Origin of the sequence: Ruminococcoides intestinihominis (assembly GCF_040096285.1) — a bacterium.
Taxonomy (GTDB): domain Bacteria; phylum Bacillota; class Clostridia; order Oscillospirales; family Acutalibacteraceae; genus Ruminococcoides; species Ruminococcoides intestinihominis.
On sequence record NZ_JBBMEY010000029.1, the window covers coordinates 1 to 16,291 of the forward strand.

At 31.5% G+C, this 16,291-nt stretch carries 19 protein-coding genes and 2 riboswitches; of the genes, 3 read left to right on the forward strand and 16 right to left on the reverse strand.

Annotated elements, in window-relative coordinates; all coding sequences use genetic code 11:
- The 13 genes from WMO18_RS07740 to WMO18_RS07800 all read right to left on the reverse strand — a co-directional run.
- On the reverse strand, positions 1-641 hold a 641-nt coding region (locus WMO18_RS07740), incomplete at its 3' end, for an Ig-like domain-containing protein (protein ID WP_367286513.1).
- A 46-nt stretch (positions 642-687) separates the two neighbouring features.
- Positions 688-963, reverse strand: a complete 276-nt coding sequence (locus WMO18_RS07745) for a type II toxin-antitoxin system RelE family toxin (RefSeq protein WP_367286514.1) — start codon at positions 961-963, stop codon at positions 688-690.
- Entirely contained in the window at positions 963-1,184 is a 222-nt protein-coding gene (gene relB, locus WMO18_RS07750) for a type II toxin-antitoxin system RelB family antitoxin (RefSeq protein WP_330225145.1), read from the reverse strand. Before relB ends, WMO18_RS07745 begins: the two co-directional genes overlap by 1 nt.
- Positions 1,185-1,293: 109 nt before the next feature.
- Positions 1,294-1,692, reverse strand: coding sequence for a hypothetical protein (locus WMO18_RS07755; protein ID WP_367286515.1), 399 nt, complete (start codon positions 1,690-1,692; stop codon positions 1,294-1,296).
- Between the two features lie 151 nt (positions 1,693-1,843).
- On the reverse strand, positions 1,844-2,269 hold the full coding sequence (locus tag WMO18_RS07760) for a hypothetical protein (RefSeq protein ID WP_367286516.1): 426 nt from the start codon (positions 2,267-2,269) through the stop codon (positions 1,844-1,846).
- 2 nt (positions 2,270-2,271) lie between these two features.
- Positions 2,272-2,712: a hypothetical protein gene (locus tag WMO18_RS07765; protein ID WP_367286517.1), complete on the reverse strand. Its 441-nt coding sequence runs from the start codon at positions 2,710-2,712 to the stop codon at positions 2,272-2,274.
- A gap of 37 nt (positions 2,713-2,749) precedes the next feature.
- On the reverse strand, positions 2,750-3,073 hold the full coding sequence (locus WMO18_RS07770; RefSeq protein WP_367286518.1) for a hypothetical protein: 324 nt from the start codon (positions 3,071-3,073) through the stop codon (positions 2,750-2,752).
- A gap of 125 nt (positions 3,074-3,198) precedes the next feature.
- Positions 3,199-3,714 (reverse strand): hypothetical protein, encoded by a 516-nt coding sequence (locus WMO18_RS07775; RefSeq protein WP_367286519.1) that lies wholly within the window; start codon positions 3,712-3,714, stop codon positions 3,199-3,201.
- Positions 3,714-4,241: a 3'-5' exonuclease gene (locus tag WMO18_RS07780; RefSeq protein ID WP_367286520.1), complete on the reverse strand. Its 528-nt coding sequence runs from the start codon at positions 4,239-4,241 to the stop codon at positions 3,714-3,716. Before WMO18_RS07780 ends, WMO18_RS07775 begins: the two co-directional genes overlap by 1 nt.
- Positions 4,242-4,280: 39 nt before the next feature.
- Positions 4,281-4,535, reverse strand: coding sequence for a septation protein SpoVG family protein (locus WMO18_RS07785; RefSeq protein WP_367286521.1), 255 nt, complete (start codon positions 4,533-4,535; stop codon positions 4,281-4,283).
- A gap of 77 nt (positions 4,536-4,612) precedes the next feature.
- Positions 4,613-5,980, reverse strand: a complete 1,368-nt coding sequence (locus WMO18_RS07790) for a ParB/RepB/Spo0J family partition protein (RefSeq protein WP_367286522.1) — start codon at positions 5,978-5,980, stop codon at positions 4,613-4,615.
- The gene (locus WMO18_RS07795) at positions 5,980-6,780 is read right to left on the reverse strand and encodes a ParA family protein (RefSeq protein ID WP_211147177.1); all 801 of its coding nucleotides are present in this window, start codon (positions 6,778-6,780) and stop codon (positions 5,980-5,982) included. Before WMO18_RS07795 ends, WMO18_RS07790 begins: the two co-directional genes overlap by 1 nt.
- An 82-nt stretch (positions 6,781-6,862) precedes the next feature.
- Positions 6,863-7,912 (reverse strand): tyrosine-type recombinase/integrase, encoded by a 1,050-nt coding sequence (locus WMO18_RS07800; RefSeq protein WP_211147176.1) that lies wholly within the window; start codon positions 7,910-7,912, stop codon positions 6,863-6,865.
- A 574-nt stretch (positions 7,913-8,486) separates the two neighbouring features.
- Here WMO18_RS07800 and WMO18_RS07805 point away from each other — a divergent pair.
- Positions 8,487-9,608, forward strand: a complete 1,122-nt coding sequence (locus tag WMO18_RS07805) for an IS481 family transposase (RefSeq protein WP_211147818.1) — start codon at positions 8,487-8,489, stop codon at positions 9,606-9,608.
- Positions 9,609-10,027: 419 nt separating this feature from the next.
- A riboswitch (purine riboswitch) is annotated at positions 10,028-10,125 on the forward strand.
- Positions 10,126-10,181: 56 nt separating this feature from the next.
- Entirely contained in the window at positions 10,182-11,561 is a 1,380-nt protein-coding gene (locus tag WMO18_RS07810; protein WP_022506089.1) for an NAD(P)/FAD-dependent oxidoreductase, read from the forward strand.
- 113 nt (positions 11,562-11,674) lie between these two features.
- Here WMO18_RS07810 and WMO18_RS07815 read toward each other — a convergent pair whose 3' ends face one another.
- On the reverse strand, positions 11,675-13,828 hold the full coding sequence (locus WMO18_RS07815) for a DEAD/DEAH box helicase (protein WP_367286523.1): 2,154 nt from the start codon (positions 13,826-13,828) through the stop codon (positions 11,675-11,677).
- Positions 13,829-14,104: 276 nt separating this feature from the next.
- Between WMO18_RS07815 and WMO18_RS07820 the strand changes: the two genes are divergently transcribed.
- On the forward strand, positions 14,105-14,398 hold the full coding sequence (locus tag WMO18_RS07820) for a hypothetical protein (RefSeq protein WP_211147819.1): 294 nt from the start codon (positions 14,105-14,107) through the stop codon (positions 14,396-14,398).
- A gap of 388 nt (positions 14,399-14,786) precedes the next feature.
- On the opposite strand, the gene WMO18_RS07825 is transcribed toward WMO18_RS07820, so the two are convergent.
- Together WMO18_RS07825 and WMO18_RS07830 are read right to left on the reverse strand one after the other, a co-directional pair.
- A complete protein-coding gene (locus WMO18_RS07825; RefSeq protein WP_211147816.1) occupies positions 14,787-15,377 on the reverse strand; it encodes a folate family ECF transporter S component in 591 nt (196 codons plus the stop codon).
- Between the two features lie 89 nt (positions 15,378-15,466).
- A riboswitch (THF riboswitch) is annotated at positions 15,467-15,563 on the reverse strand.
- Positions 15,564-15,602: 39 nt separating this feature from the next.
- Positions 15,603-16,235, reverse strand: a complete 633-nt coding sequence (locus WMO18_RS07830; protein WP_211147815.1) for an ECF transporter S component — start codon at positions 16,233-16,235, stop codon at positions 15,603-15,605.
- Positions 16,236-16,291 lie beyond the last annotated feature (56 nt).

Sequence of the window (16,291 nt, forward strand, 5' to 3'; positions counted from 1 at the left end):
TTACTACCATCAGTAGATGTTGCAGTAATTATAGCATTACCTACTTTAAGAGCCTTGACTTTACCATTCTTATCTACAGTAGCAACCTTTGTATTGCTTGACTTCCAAGTTAATCTCTTATTAGTAGCATTTATAGGAAAAACAGTAGCCTTTAAAGTTGTTGACTTACCATTGTAAAGTGTCTTGCTTGTAGCATTTAGCTTAATAGAACTAACTTTAACTTCAGTTGTTTCTGTTGTAGTAGGTTCTGTAGAACTTTCTATTGTACTACTTTCTGTAGTTGATGAAGAAGGTTCTGTAGAACTTTCTATTGTACTACTTTCTGTAGTTGATGAAGAAGGTTCTGTAGAACTTTCTATTGTACTACTTTCTGTAGTTGATGAAGAAGGCTCTGTAGAACTTTCTATTGTACTACTTTCTGTAATTGGTGAAGAAGGTTCTGTAGTAATTTCATCAGGTGTTGCTTCATCAGGTGTTGCTTCATCAGATGTACTTATAGTAGATGTTTCAATTTCTTTATCTGTTGGTTCAGATGTTGTAATGTTGGACAAATTGTCCACGTTATCAAATGCAAAATAACTTACACATAATGTGCTTGTAATGATTGTTGCAACTAATAATAATGATAATAACTTTTTCATTATAAATACCTTCTTTCAATTCTTAATGCAGTTCTGTTCACTATATTTATAACTTATCTTTATAAATATCTCTTCGATGACCAATATTCAAAATTAAGATAACAATTTTATCATCTTGTATATCAGCTACTAGTCTGTAATCACCAATACGATAACGCCATTCACCTTTGCGATTAGCAGTTAATCCTTTACCAAATTGTCGAGGATTATCGCAATCAACAAGGTTTTTTTCAATCCAACCTAAAAGTAAAGCTGAAGTTTGTTTATCTAATTTCTTTAATTGTTTAATTGCCCTTTTTGTGTATTCAACGGTGTATTTCATCAATCTAGTCCTAACATTTTCTTTACTTCTTCGTGACTATAAGTAACTGGGTCAGCCTTATATTCATTCATTGATTCCTTATATGCTGATAGGTCAATTTCATCTTCAATTCGTTCAATAACAGCTTGACGGAATAGTTCAGAAATGCTTACATTATTAATTTCAGCATACTTTTTAATTAACTTTGTATCTTCATCATTTAATCTTAGAGAAATAGTCATAATATACAACCTCCTTATGTATTACATTGTAATACATAAATTATGATAAGTCAATACATTTTATCAAAAATATTATAAAAATTTAAAATAATTTTATTCAATAAAAATATTATTGATTAATATTTTTTTCAAATGCTAATTTCAACTTTAATTGCTCATCTTCATCAGTTAATTGTGACAAGAATAACTTAAAGAATTTTAAATCTTTAGAGTCTGGATACTTATTAGTAATTTCAAGATAATTATTAACATATATCTCAATTAAGTCTTTTCTGTTTTCAGTATCAGCAATAATAATATCTGTAATTAATAAGTGCATATCTTTTGCATATAATTTAGAACTTTCTCTACTGATTCTAAATGCTGTAATATATATGTTTGGAAACATAATTCTTAATTCTTGATTAATATCAGTTAAAGCTAAATTACCTTTTAGTATTTGCTCTTTAATTAGCGTTAGCAACATATTATTTGCTTGTTCTAATTCATATGGATGATAATATTTCATAAAATTACCTCCTATTTGAACTTGACAACAATGACATTAATGTAATTCCGACTAATGCTCCAATGATTATACCAATTAATAATCCTAAGAAAAACATACTATTTACTTCCCTTCAATAAAAAAGCAGGAAGTAAAAACTTCCTGCTTAAAATTAATGCGATGGCTTAAGAACATATTTGGTTGTTGATGGTTTGATGATATATCCTTGCTTGTCTAATTCATTAATATCAAACTTACTTACTTCTTCATCATCACCAATGAATGAAAAAATGCTATCCGTTATTCTATCATATCTGTCATTATAACTTTTAACTTCATCATAGTTAGACATCATCATAGTAACTCTTTTTGATAAGTCAGATTTAGTTGTCAGTAATCTATCATAGTTATTAGTTGTATATGTATAACAACCAATGAAATAAGCAATACTTACAATACACATTATAATACCGATAACGATACCACCAACATTACGCTGAACTTTGTTATCAACCACTTTTCCCTTTGCTTTTGAAACTATAAGAATAATTCCTACAATCAAAAGTGCAATAGCAATAATAATACATAAATACTTCATTTTCATTCTCCTTTAATATTCATATTAATTTCAATTTTCTTCTGTAGTTCTTTACCGGTTAGTTCCTCTGACATATCTTTCCTAGGTTTTATATTACGCAAATTAGGAAAAACCTTATACTTGCCAATAAGTTCACAAGGATAGACATTAAGTTGTTTATGTGATATTTTGCATAGTCTAATCTTACTATATTTCTTCATCAAAACAATAAGATTCCTATTGTGGATATTCTTAAATAATACAACTTGCTTAGTGTGAGTGGATAAAAAGCCATAAAACCTATATTCGGATAAATTGAGGTTCTTTTCAATTATGTACTCAATCATATCCGATGGAATATCAAATATTTCTGACATTCCGGTATTAGTTGCTAACGAGTTGACAAGTGATATTAACTTGTCTTTGTGGTTGTTATAATTATTACCTACAATCTTAAAATTCATTTTTACCTCCTAAATCAAATGGAATGTTAAGTCTTTCTTAATTACTAAAAAATGCACAAACCAATTTAAAAACAAAAAACCAAATGAATACTAACAAAATGCCTAGAAAAATTTGACCCCACCAAGCCAAAGTACTAAAGAAGAATAAATATATAATTCCAGCAGGTAAGGAACAAATAGTTATTACCCATATAAAAATTGCAGTTATTGTTTTAAAAATCTTTATAGCTGTACTACTGTAAATTTCATCTCTTGCTCTTGCAAGAAGGCAAGAAATACCTAAAATAGTAATAAAAATAGCTATTATACAATAGATTATTTCCTTAATGTGGCTTGTTAAAAAGTTAATTATATTGCTCATAAAAACATTTCCTTTCTTGCCTTGTAGCAAGTGCAAAGTACACTTGCTACAATAATTCTCAACTTACTTTGAATAACACTTATAATAGTAAATACTAAAAAAACAAAAATCATATTTAACTCTCCTTATCTTTCATCAATGTTGTATCCTTTAGGAACAACAAATCTCGAATGTTTTGTTGCATCTTCTTTTAATAAACCGAAAAAATCAATATTTAACAACTTAAATTCGATTGATTTTTGCTTTTCTAAAGGAATTCTATATTTATAATATTCAAGATAACATTTTTTGACTGAATCTTTCTTAAAAACACAATAATCTTGTTTTTGTTGTATGGTAATTATGTTTTCTTTTTTATCTTTATATGTATAACAATAATTATCATTCTTTGTATGTTTTAAAGATATTAATGTTATTTTCTCAGTGGTGAATTCTTCTGTTCTGTTGTTACCACAATCTATTGTATATATAACACTGAATATTGCTACAATAAAAAATGGAATAAGCATTATTGGTAGTATTTTGTATGCAATTATAGAAGAAATTGATTCAGCAACTTCATTAAAATATCCGTTGAAACTTAAAATGGTACCTACCACTATTAATGCTATCATTATTAGAATAATAATTATTAGTAACATCAATATTCCTCCTTGTTTTCTTGTAACTGTTGGTAACAGAATAAAGTTGCTCTACAATCAGATAAACTGTTATGAGCGTTATCTTCGCCCCAATCGTAGTTATAGTAATCAGCACAAGTGGTTAGTTTCTGCCACTTGTAGCAACCATAGTTTTCACTCCATTCACCGTACACTTCTGCGAAATCAAGCATAACATCAACTACTTCGGCTTTCTTATTTTCAATCCCAACAGAAGAAAGAAAATCTAAATCAAATTGCGTATTATAACCAACAATTTTATCTGCTGAATTGATAATGTTAATTAACTCCTGCTTAAACTCTAAAATACTTGGCTTATTTGATACCATTTCCGGAGTAATGCCATTCACTGCCATTGCTTCATCCCATCGTGTAGTTAATAATGGTTTTACAAATTCGTCGAAAAGTGTATTCCCATTATTGTCTATGATTGATACTTGTAATAATTCATCAACTATTGGGTCAAGACCAGTAGTTTCTGTGTCAATTACAATATATCTGTTATCCATCTTAATTAAACCTCCTTTTTTAACTACTAGTTTTACCTGTTATTTTTCTTCCTTTTTCAATTTAAAAAAAATTGCTTTTTTAATTCTTTTGTACAGTTCAGAGTCTGGCAATATGTTATATTGCCTTCTAGCTAATGCTCGCTCTGAGCAAGGAAAGATAAGCCTTATATCAGACTTTCCATCAGCAACAACTCTTATATCATTAATAATAAGTTCGTTATCTAAAGTTACACTAGCAATAGCAATATACTTGCTATTATTAATAAATCTTATTCTTGTAGAAGTTATATCCATTATTTTTCTCCTTTATAAAATTTGAAGTGGTGGGTACTCTTGTATCCACCACTTTTAGGGATTAAATAACTTGTGCTTTAGTGCAAGTAATTATAAGCTTCAACAATCTGCGTAATATCATAATTGTTCTTAATATATTCTCTTACTAAATCATAAATATTAACAAGGGAAATGAACTTATTATAATTCTTGCTAGAAAAAGAAATATAAGTGCCATCAGAATTAATATTGATTTCGTTGATTGTTTCATCAAACTTAGAATAACATAATAATTTAGTTACTTCTTTTTTGGAGTAAAAGTTACAAATATAACTATCAACATGAGTTACACTAATAACTAATTCAATTAAGTTATCTTCAAGTGTATTTACTCTAGTTCTACCTGTATTTTCAACTTGTAACGTGGACAAATTGTCCACATCGTCCTCGTCTTCGCTATCAATATCTGAAATATTTGTTTCTGAGTTCTGTGTTTTTTCCTTTTCGGAAAAAATTTCCTCATTTTTAATGGTAGTATCACTTGATTTTGTAGAGGAATGTTCAACTTGTTCAGTAGATAAGTTGTCCTCGTTTTCAATAGGGTTAGTATCAAAATTCTTTTCTACTTTGTCTATAACTTTTTTACTACTAATAGAAGTATTACTTGACTTCTCTGAAGCTTGTTCAACTTGTTCTGTGGACAAATTGTCCACATCTTTAAGTTGAGGAGTACCAACAGAAGAAAAAACACCTTTTAAGATAGCTTCATAATCAGCAGGATTATCTTTGATTAACCTTGCTTTTTCCGTTGTAATTTTACAATCACTTGCGTGATTAATTAGATATGTAAATACCTCACCTTGTTCCTTATCAGTGAGGTAGGAAAGTTCAACACCTGCGATTAGTGGAATACTACCACCATCAACTCTACTTAACAATGGTTTGATTAGGTGGGTTAATCGTATGTAACGATAAACTTTCTTTCTGCTCAAATTACTTTCGTTTGCAATTACTTTAATAGCACTATTAGTTGTTTTACTTAATAGTTCTTCTTTCCTTTTAAATGCAAATGCAAGTTCGGATGGCAAGTAATCATTATTTCTTTCTGTGTTAGTATCAATAATAATCAATTCTTTTTCGTCAGCAGAAAGATTACTCTTAATTATGCATTTGACAGTTTTAAGTCCTGCTAATTCACAAGCTCTCTTTCTGTGCCGACCTGCTAGCAAGTCATACATATCTGAGTTATCTTTTGATTGTGTAACAACACAAGGGTCAAGCTGACCGTTGCGTTTGATACTGTCAACCAGTGTATTGATAGTATCCTCGTGGATAATAAACGGTTGCTCAGATATTTCTCTAATCTTATCTATCGGAATATCAACAATAGTATTTTCACTCATACTATTGTTTGCAACATCTTGTTCCGTTATTGCAAAGCTAAGTGATTGCTTTTTAATATTCATTATTCATCACCAACTTTCTTGAGAATATAACCGACAACACTCATATATTCAAGACCAACGATAGAACGAGGAGAACTAACACAAGTACGGTTCATTCCGACAGCATTCTTAACTTCTGTACGATATGATATAGTTTGAGGAATAACTAAGTCACCGTAGCTTTCCTCTAAAGCTGATAAAACTTCTTTGCTATGTTTGGTTGCTTTTTGATACATTGTTGGTAAAAAACCAAGAAGATATTTAGACACATCAGTATCCTTTTTGATGTTTACTAAAGTTTGTAAAGTTTTTTCAACTTGAGAATAAGCCAATATATCAGTTTGAACTGGGATTAATAACTTGTCACATACTGCTAAAGCGTTGGTTACAAGCAAATCACTGGCAGGTGAACAGTCAAGAATGATAAAGTCATACTTGTTGAAGTATTCATCACTTAATGTATCTTTTAAAATGTTAGTACAATCATTCTTACTGGCAAGATAAGATGGAATACCTTTAAGGGTTTCCTCCTGAGCAGGAATAAAATCAAAGTGTTCTGATGTGAAGTGACGAACATAATCATCGTGATTAATGTACATACCACCGATAGAATTAACTAGTAATTCTGCAATAGTTGGTTTTCGGTCCGGTTCAAAGTTAAGCCATAAGCTACAATTAGCTTGATAGTCTAGGTCAATAACAAGCACTTTCTTGTTACACTTAGCAAGACCACTTGCAATGTTAACGACTGTAGTTGTTTTACCTACGCCACCTTTTTGGTTCGCTACTGCGATAATTGTTGTTTTTGTGTTCTGTTTCATTTTTAATCTAATCCTTTCATCGTGGACAATTTGTCCAAGTTTATATATATAAAAAACCGATTACTAAAATAAGTAATCGGTTCTAAATATCGTGTTTCATTTTTTCAATATCATATTTTAAGAATTTATCAAGTTTTTCTACATCAATGTTCCGATATTGTTCCTCTAAGTGTGTATATATATCTAGTGTTAATTGTACTGATGAATGTCCAACAAGTTTTGAAGCTGTCAGTACATCAATACCAGACAAAAAGAGTAATGTGCAATACATATGCCTTAACTGATGAGCATTAAATCTAGCTACTACTTTAGGAATACCCTTAGGGTCAAATTTTGAGGGTAATTTATTATTGTGAAGTTCTTTGTATTTTTCACAATATGAATAATAATTAATGTCGTTTTGATAAGTATTCCAATATCTACTCCAAGTTGAAGGTGTTTGTAATTCACCATTGTTTTGAGGACAAACTAAATAAGATGTAGCATTTAGTTTTGCTTTCAATAAATAATTAATTGCGAATTCAGGTAAAGGAACAAATCTAGTCTTACCATTTTTAGTACCTTCAGTAATTATATATTTATTAGTGTCAATTTTTTGTGTGCTTTTATTTATGTATATACCTTTACGATTGTACATATCTTCAATATGTACATCATCCCAATTAAGAGCTAACAATTCACCTTTGCGAAGTCCACCAAATAACATAATCATTGCACCAGTTTGCATACGATTTTCAACTTTAAGTACTAAGTCGTATTGTTCCATAGTAATTGCTTTAACAATTTTTTTAGGTGCATTTTTAGGAATTCGTTTTTTCGCATTTCGTGCAGGATTAAGTAATATCAACTCTCTGTCGATTGCAGACTCAAATATATTATAGGATATATTCGCCGTTTGTGATAAGGTCTTTTTACTTGATGGTCTTTTTGTGTGTGGGTTTTCGTAAGCAAGTGAGTACATCATATCATCAACCATAATCGGCTTAATATCGATTATTGGATATAAACCAATATAATGATTGATTCTCTTAATACAGTTAGTTAGGGATTGACCATATTGATATGTTACACCAATTTTAGCTCGTTGCAACCATTCATTTGCAAATTCACAAAATAATATATTTTTATTCATTTATAATCACCAAACTAAAATTATAGCATAATTTAATTATTATATCAATGCCGCCCCTACGAACCAGTAGGTCGGGGGTTCGAGTCCCTTTCAGCGCGCCATGCCTTGGAAACTTAGTTTCCAAGGCTTTTTTCTTTTGTTTTTTATTTTTTTAATTTTGAATGTAGAAAAAAGGATTGCCTGTTTCACAAATTAGGGTTTTTCAATTTTGTCTGTGTGTAAAGGTAAGTTTGTTTTAAATTTAATTGGCTATAAAGAAAAATTTATAGTGAGATTATGCATTTTAAATCATATATAACTATGACTCACAGGTGTAGGGTCCAACATCGTTGGACCGTTACAAACTAGCCTTTATATAGGTACTTTGCCTTTTGTAGTAAATTATAATTTATAGTTTCTACATAGGACAAAGATACATAAAACATTTTACTATTAAACGGGCGAACAATGTGTATAGAGTAATAAGATGGTATACAACAGAGAAAGGACATGGTATACAGTTTTGTGATAAAATTAAAGGCATAAAAATCACATAAATAAGGAGAGATTTATTATGCCAATGGAGGACAAAACTGTGGATAAACAAAGGAAAGAATTTGCAGAGAAAGCACAAACCACTGATAACTTTAGTGCCTTGTGTCGTGAGTACAATATAACACGCAAGACCGGTTACAAGTGGAAAGAAAGATATGCAAACAATGAGCCAATGACAGATAGAAGTAAAGTTCCAAATAAGGTGGCAAACAGAACACCCTATGAAATAGAACAACAAATACTTCGAGTCCGTTACGAAAACCCAAAGTGGGGTGGCAAACAGATTCAGCATTTCTTGGAAATGAATGGTGTAGAAAATATACCATGTTCTAAAACAATAGGTAACATTCTAAAGAGAAAAGGTTGTATAAGTAAGGAAGCATCCTTAGCTCATCAACCATACAAGAGGTTTGAAAGAAGTAAGTGCAATCAGATGTGGCAGACAGACTTTAAGGGTGATTTTGGTTTACTTGATGGTACTAGATGTTATCCTTTAGATATTCTTGATGACCCTTCAAGGTTTTGTATAAAAATAGCTGTAAAGCCCAATTTACTAGGGGTTTTAGACAGTTTTCAAGAGGCTTTTTATGAATATGGAATACCTAATTCAGTTCTCTCAGATAATGGAGGAACTTTTAGAGGGTTGCATGGTGGATACACTCAATTTGAAAAATGGTTAATGAATAACGATGTATTGCCTATACACGGAAGAGTAAAACACCCACAAACACAAGGGAAAATCGAACGATTTCACAGAACAATGAAAGAAGAATTATTAAATATTTATCAGTTTAATAATTTAAGTGAAGCTGATTTAGCATTACAAGAATGGCGTAACAAATACAATTACACGAGAGGACATCATGCACTAAATATGAAATGTCCGGGTGAAGTATATGAACCAAGTCAAAAGAAATACACGGGAATAATTAAGCCCTATGAATACAGTGGAGAGTATCATGTGATTAAGGTAAACAGTTGGGGATATTTAAGATTTGCTAAGTGGCAAGAATACTTGAGTGAAACTATGATTGGAGAACAGATTGAATTAAGACCAAGTCAAAACGGAAGCACATTTATTGCTTGTTATCGTAACTTTAGAATAGCAGAATTTGATGCTGACACAGGCAAAAGATTAAACAGAAACATAGCAAGAATTTAGTATATGCGAATTGTATACCATGTCCTTGCGCTCCTGTATACCATGTTACTCTTGACACAATGTTCGTCCCTACGACTGTGAGCCAAAATTTTGCTATAATTCACACCTACAAACCCTAATTTATAAAACTAACCTTTACGCACAAACAAAATTGAAAAACCCTAATTTATTTAACTAACCAATCTAAACGCAGAAACAGAATTGAAAAAACCCAATTTATCGAGTAATCTTTTTATATTGACAAAATTGAAAAAACTAATTAATCAATTTTTTATTAACCCACAAAGACAATTAAAATATAAATTTGAAAGGTTTATATTTTAAAGGAATGTATATTAAAATTTTAGTGATATTATCTATATAATTAGGTGTATAAATGTGCAAATTTACTGTTGACTATTTAGAATTCTTTTGATATAATAGCCAAGGTTAAAAAAGATTATATAAATTCGAGATACGGTCGAATGTTTCTACTAACTGCCTCAAACAGTTAACTATAATCCCCATTGGGGCATAGTATTATCTGTTTATGGTGGTTTTTTTATGCCCTATTTTAACAAAGGAGAAATTTGTATGAAAATGTATGATGTTATTATTGTTGGTGCAGGTCCGGGTGGTATTTTTTCTGCTTATGAGCTGGTTACTAACAATCCAAATATTAAGGTTGCCGTTTTTGAAGAAGGTCACATTCTTAACAAGAGAAAATGCCCTATTGACGGTGACAAGATTAAGAAATGTATCAATTGCAAAAGTTGTTCAATTATGAGTGGCTTTGGTGGTGCAGGTGCATTTTCTGATGGTAAGTACAACATTACAAATGACTTTGGTGGTACACTTTACGAATATATCGGTAAGAAAAAAGCTATTGAACTAATGGAATATGTTGACAAAATCAATATGGATTTTGGTGGTGAGGGTACAAAGCTATACTCTACTGCCGGTACAGGCTTTAAGAAAATTTGTCTACAAAATAAGCTGAACCTACTCGATGCATCAGTTCGTCACCTAGGTACAGATATTAACTATATTGTGCTAAACAACCTATATCACTTCTTAAAAGAAAAGGTTGACTTTTACTTTGACACACCTGTTACTACTGTTGAACTTCTTAATGAAAATGATGAGGGCTATATTGTAGATACTGAGAATGAAACATATCAGTGTAAAAAGTGCATTATTTCTGTTGGTCGTAGTGGTAGTAAGTGGATGGAAAAGGTTTGTCACGAACTAAAGATTCCTACAAAGTCAAATCGTGTTGATATTGGTGTAAGAGTTGAACTACCGGCTGCAATTTTCTCTCATCTAACAGATGAACTATACGAAAGCAAAATTGTTTATCGTACAGAACAGTTTGAAGATAATGTAAGAACATTCTGTATGAACCCTAAGGGTAGTGTTGTTACAGAAAACACTAACGGTATCATTACAGTAAACGGTCATAGCTATGAAGATAAAGAAAAGCAGACTAACAACACAAACTTTGCTTTACTTGTCAGCAAGCATTTTTCTGAACCATTTAAGGACAGTAACGGCTATGGTGAAAGTATCGCAAGACTAAGCAATATGCTTGGTGGTGGTGTTATTGTTCAGCGTTTTGGTGACCTTATTAGAGGTAGAAGAAGTAACCCTAAGAGAATTGAAGAAGGTCTTGTTGAACCTACACTTTCAGCAACACCCGGCGACCTTAGTCTTGTACTACCTAAGAGAATTATGGATGGCATTATCGAAATGATTTATGCACTTGACAAAATTGCTCCCGGTACTGCAAATGATGATACCCTGCTTTATGGTGTTGAGGTTAAGTTCTACAATATGGAAGTTGAAGTGGATAATCACCTAGAGTCACTACACAAAGGTTTGTATATTATCGGTGACGGTAGTGGTGTTACTCATTCACTATCCCATGCAAGTGCAAGTGGTGTATTTGTTGCAAGAGAAATTCTTGAACAGTAATCACATTTATTAAGTTTATAAGAGTATTTTTACTTCTATTATAAAAACATAGAAAATACAAAAAGAGCCAAAGTAAAGTTTTTCTTTACCTTGGCTTTTGTTTTGCAGTAAATTTATTTTTCTGTATTAGAATTATTAACTAAGTTCTTAACCCTTTCATATTCAACTTTCATCATATTATTAAAGGTTTCTTCGTTAATTTCAATAGTATCTTTAGCTGAAGATTTATCGGCAAATTCGTTGAAAATATTTTGCTTTTTGTTTAGCATTTTCATCATTTGCTCATCAATAGAGTCCTCACAAAGCAGTATATACACAAGAACATTTCTTGTTTGTCCCATTCGATATGCTCTGGAAATAGCTTGATTTTCTATTGATGGTTTAAACTGTGGTTCACAAATAATTACAACACTGGCTGACTGAATATTCAGACCTGTACCACCTGCTTGAATTTGTGCCGGTAAAACTGCACCTGCTTTTGCATTGTTAAATTTATCAATAATTTCTTGCCTACGCTGAGGAGAAACTGCACCGTTAATATGGTCAACACATTTATCCCCAAGAACTAATTTAACCTTTTTAATTGTATCTAGGAAATATGAGAATACAATAACTTTTCTTCCGTCATCAGTAGCTTCATCAACAATTTCTTTTAGTCGTTTTGCCTTTGAAGAGTCGGCAATATTGGCAACATTCCATGATACTCTCCTCGGTGCTTGCATATTATCTGACATAACTGCATTGTAGTATGCTTCCTTTTCCACTGCATTCATATCAAGCCATTCTTTGTTTTCGATAAGTTGAGGAAGTTCTGTCAGCACTTCTTCTCTTTTTCTTCTGTAGTAAACCGGTGCGACTTTCTCACGAAATTCCGGTGCTGAACTTAAGTATTCCATACCGTCAACTTCATTTGCAATTTGTGGTTGTAAAATAGAGATAAGCTCTATCATTTCATTTACTCTGTTTTCTAGGGCAGTACCTGTCATAAACAAAACTCTCTTGGCATAGTCTGCAATATTTCTAACATTTCTTGACCGTCTAGCCTCAGGATTTTTAATATAATGGGCTTCATCCACAATTAAATTTTCAAATCTAAAACTGTCATCAAGGTCAATATAACTAGTGGTTTCATATGTAGTAACTGCAACACCACCGTTTTTTACCCAATTTTCTAAGGCAACCGATTTATCTTGACCATGAATTTTCACAACTATTAAGTCACTTTTCTCGGTAATCTCTCTACACCAATTGGCAATAACACTAGCCGGACATATAACCATAAAGTGAGTAGCACCAATATTTCTAAGTGCAACCATTAGTGCAATAGCCTGAATAGTTTTACCTAAACCCATCTCATCACCAAGCAAAACTCTTTGTTGTAAGAATGCATACTTAACACCTGTTAACTGATACTTTCTAAGCTCACAAGATAGACCGGTAAGGTCAAGTTCCTGACTTTCAACTTGTTTTGCTAATTCATCAGGCAAACCTAAAGCATTGTTATTGCCCAATGCATTAGGTACGATTTCTTCCAAAATATTATAGAACTGAATTGAATATTTTTCAAAGTCACTCCAACATTCTTCATCAGTTATTTTTTCAACATCAATTGCAGATTTTGAACTTTCATCAGCAAAAGTACCATATTCACTTTTAGCCAAGTAGGTTAGAAATTCATAAGCTGTTTCTGCTTTATCTTTATTTTCTTTAGAAGAAAATAACCACTTAACACCATTCTTAGCAGTTGCAACATTCTCAATTTCTGTATTGACTTTTTCAGAATATGTATTTAGCAGTTGAGTACATCTACCGGCACAAGGAAAAATCTTTCTGTAAATATCAACACATCTGACTATAGCAGTAGTTTCAGGGGTTTTGTTGTCAACAGATAGTGCAAGTTTCGTAACATCTACAACTTGATTAACCATTTTATCAACAGTTTCACGAATAGCATAAGCACTTTCAAGGCTGATACCGTTAATTTCTTTAAGTTCCAAAACTGTCTTATAAGCAATGTGGGAAATATTATTGTAACCACTGTCATGAAGTGACTTTACCCTTATTCCTTGTTTGTTGCGATTAAGTTCATCAACAGGAATACTGCTTAATGTTTCATTAATTTTATTGGAAATATAGTTATTTACATTATCTTTAATTGCATTTTTATAATTCTCTGAAAGATTTATAATATAATTAAGCTGACTTGAAATTCTTGTATGTGTCTTAATAATTCTCCTAGTATCTTTAGACTTAAATGACCTTGCCATAAAATGTAGCTCCTTTTACTGTCAGTTACCTACTAATTATACTTCAAAAATAGTTATATGGCAAATTTTATGTAGATAAATTACCCTCTGATTTCTCGGCATTACATATTATGTTAAAAATACAATTGTAATAAATAGTTAAGATTATTTAAAAATTATTCATAGCTTTATAGCAAATCGTACAAATATAAGGTGTAAACTTTGGGTGTAAGGTTAATTGAGAGGTAACTTCTTATATGTTATAATTATGTTGCGAGATATATTATGAAAACTTGAATGTTAGCACCGACTTTTAGTGCAAAGACTGTTGATAAAGTTGTTGCTAAGATTAGTGAAAGTGCTACTTCAAAAGATAATTTTACATGGGATAATGCTTCGGTTTATTTCCTTTTAACTGACCGTTTTAATAACGGTAATACAAGTAATGACCACAGTTACGGTAGAGGACTTGAAAAGGATGGTACTGTTACTACCAAAGGTAAAGTTGTTGCTAAGAAAAAGGGTAGAGCAACTGTTACTTGTAACAACAAGAGATGGCAGAAAAACTGCCGGATGTACAATTATTGTTAAATAAATTTCTTTCAAATTAATTTTTAAACATATTACTACAATCTCTTAAAAAGATTAAGTTGAAGAAATTATATTTTATGCAACTCACCTTATCTTTTCTTTATACACTGTTGCATTAAATAAGCGTCTTACTACTACAATTTAATAAGAAACTTCTTACTACTACATTTTACTAATTAGCGTCCTACTATTACATACCACTTTGAAAGGCATACTTCGGTATGCCTTTTTACTTTTGTTTTTATTTTTCAATTTTTCTTAACCTACAAACAAAATTAAAAAAATAAAAAACAAAAGAAAATAGAGGCGAATTAACGCCTCTATGTGAATCAATATTTGATTTTAATTATATATTACTTTATAAAATAGGGGATAAGTAAAAACAAAATCAAGTAGTTGAAAGGTTCTTGCTGATTGCAGGAACTCTGTTAAGTGCCTTAACAACAACTGCAACTAAGATACCCTCAATAATAGCCCATGGAATAAGTGTTGCAGCTCTTAGACCAAGTAGCTGTAAATATGTTAAACCGTAGAACATATAAATGAAGTATGCGTTAATTGCAAGGCTACCGATTAAAGTGACAAGAACTTCACAGATAATTGTTCTTGGTAGAGAAATCTTTTCCTTGTATAGGATGATACCCAGTAGACAAGCCTCAATAATGTAACCGGCAGTAATACCCGGTGTAAATGATGCTCCTGCAGGTGCAAATACATATGAAAGTACATCACCTAAACAAGCAGTAATCATTGAGCAAACAGGACCAAAATAATAAGCAACAAGTGCCATAGGTAAGAAAGTGAAACCAATCTTAACATATGGGTTGAATGCAAGTCCAATGTTTGCAAACATACCTAGTACAACTCTTAGTGCAAGTAGCATTGCAATAATTGCAATTCCCTGTACTTTACCAAGTTCCTTTGCTGATGAAGCAAATTTATTTGGTATCTTCTTAAAAAAATTCACAAAACTATCCATTATTTAAACCTCCTTATTATAAGTTACAGTGGTGGCAAATAAAAAGACGGAAACTTCAGAAAAGTTCCCGTCCATAGTTTGTCGTCTGTAACAGCGGGATGCGAAACTGTAACCGCAGGTAATCCTTTCGTTTCTTTGACAACTCCCCGTTCAAAGAACACTTCACGAAACAGTTTCTACTCTGTGAACATTTACTATTATATCACTCTCAGTAAGTTTGTCAACTTATTTTTTCATGAACATTTTATCGATGCTACGAATTAAGTTGGAAAGTGGCTTGTAAATGAAGAATACAATCAATGAAATAATAAGTCCTTTTACAATGTTAAATGGACCGACACAGAAGATACAGAAAGTAAATGTATCTGAGATAAATGGTACAATCTCTTTACCTAGGCTGATAATAGCTTCAATAGGCATAAAGTTTGAATATAGTGGAACAAGTACAAATGTGTTAAATAGAATACCTACAACTGCCATTGTAATAGTACCGGTTAGCATACCAATTAAAGCACTTTTTCTTGACTTTTTGTGCTTATAGATTAAACCGGCAGGTAGGATAAGTGAACAACCAATAATGAAGTTTGCCAGTTCACCGACACCACCGGTTGATGTACCCTTAATTAAGAATTTAACTAAGATTTTTACAAGTTCAATAATTACACCGGCAACAGGTCCCATACTGTATGTGCCAACAAGTACAGGTACTTCTGAAAAGTCAAATTCATAGAAAGATGGTGCGATAAATGGCAGTGGAAATTCAATAAACATTAGTCCGGCTGCCAAAGCTGCAAGCATAGAAGTTACAGCAAGGAAAGTTGTGTGGTTTATGCCACTTTTTTGTTTTACGATTGTCATATATAATGACCTCCCAATAAATAATATTACAGTTAGTCGCCATATAATAAGAAAAC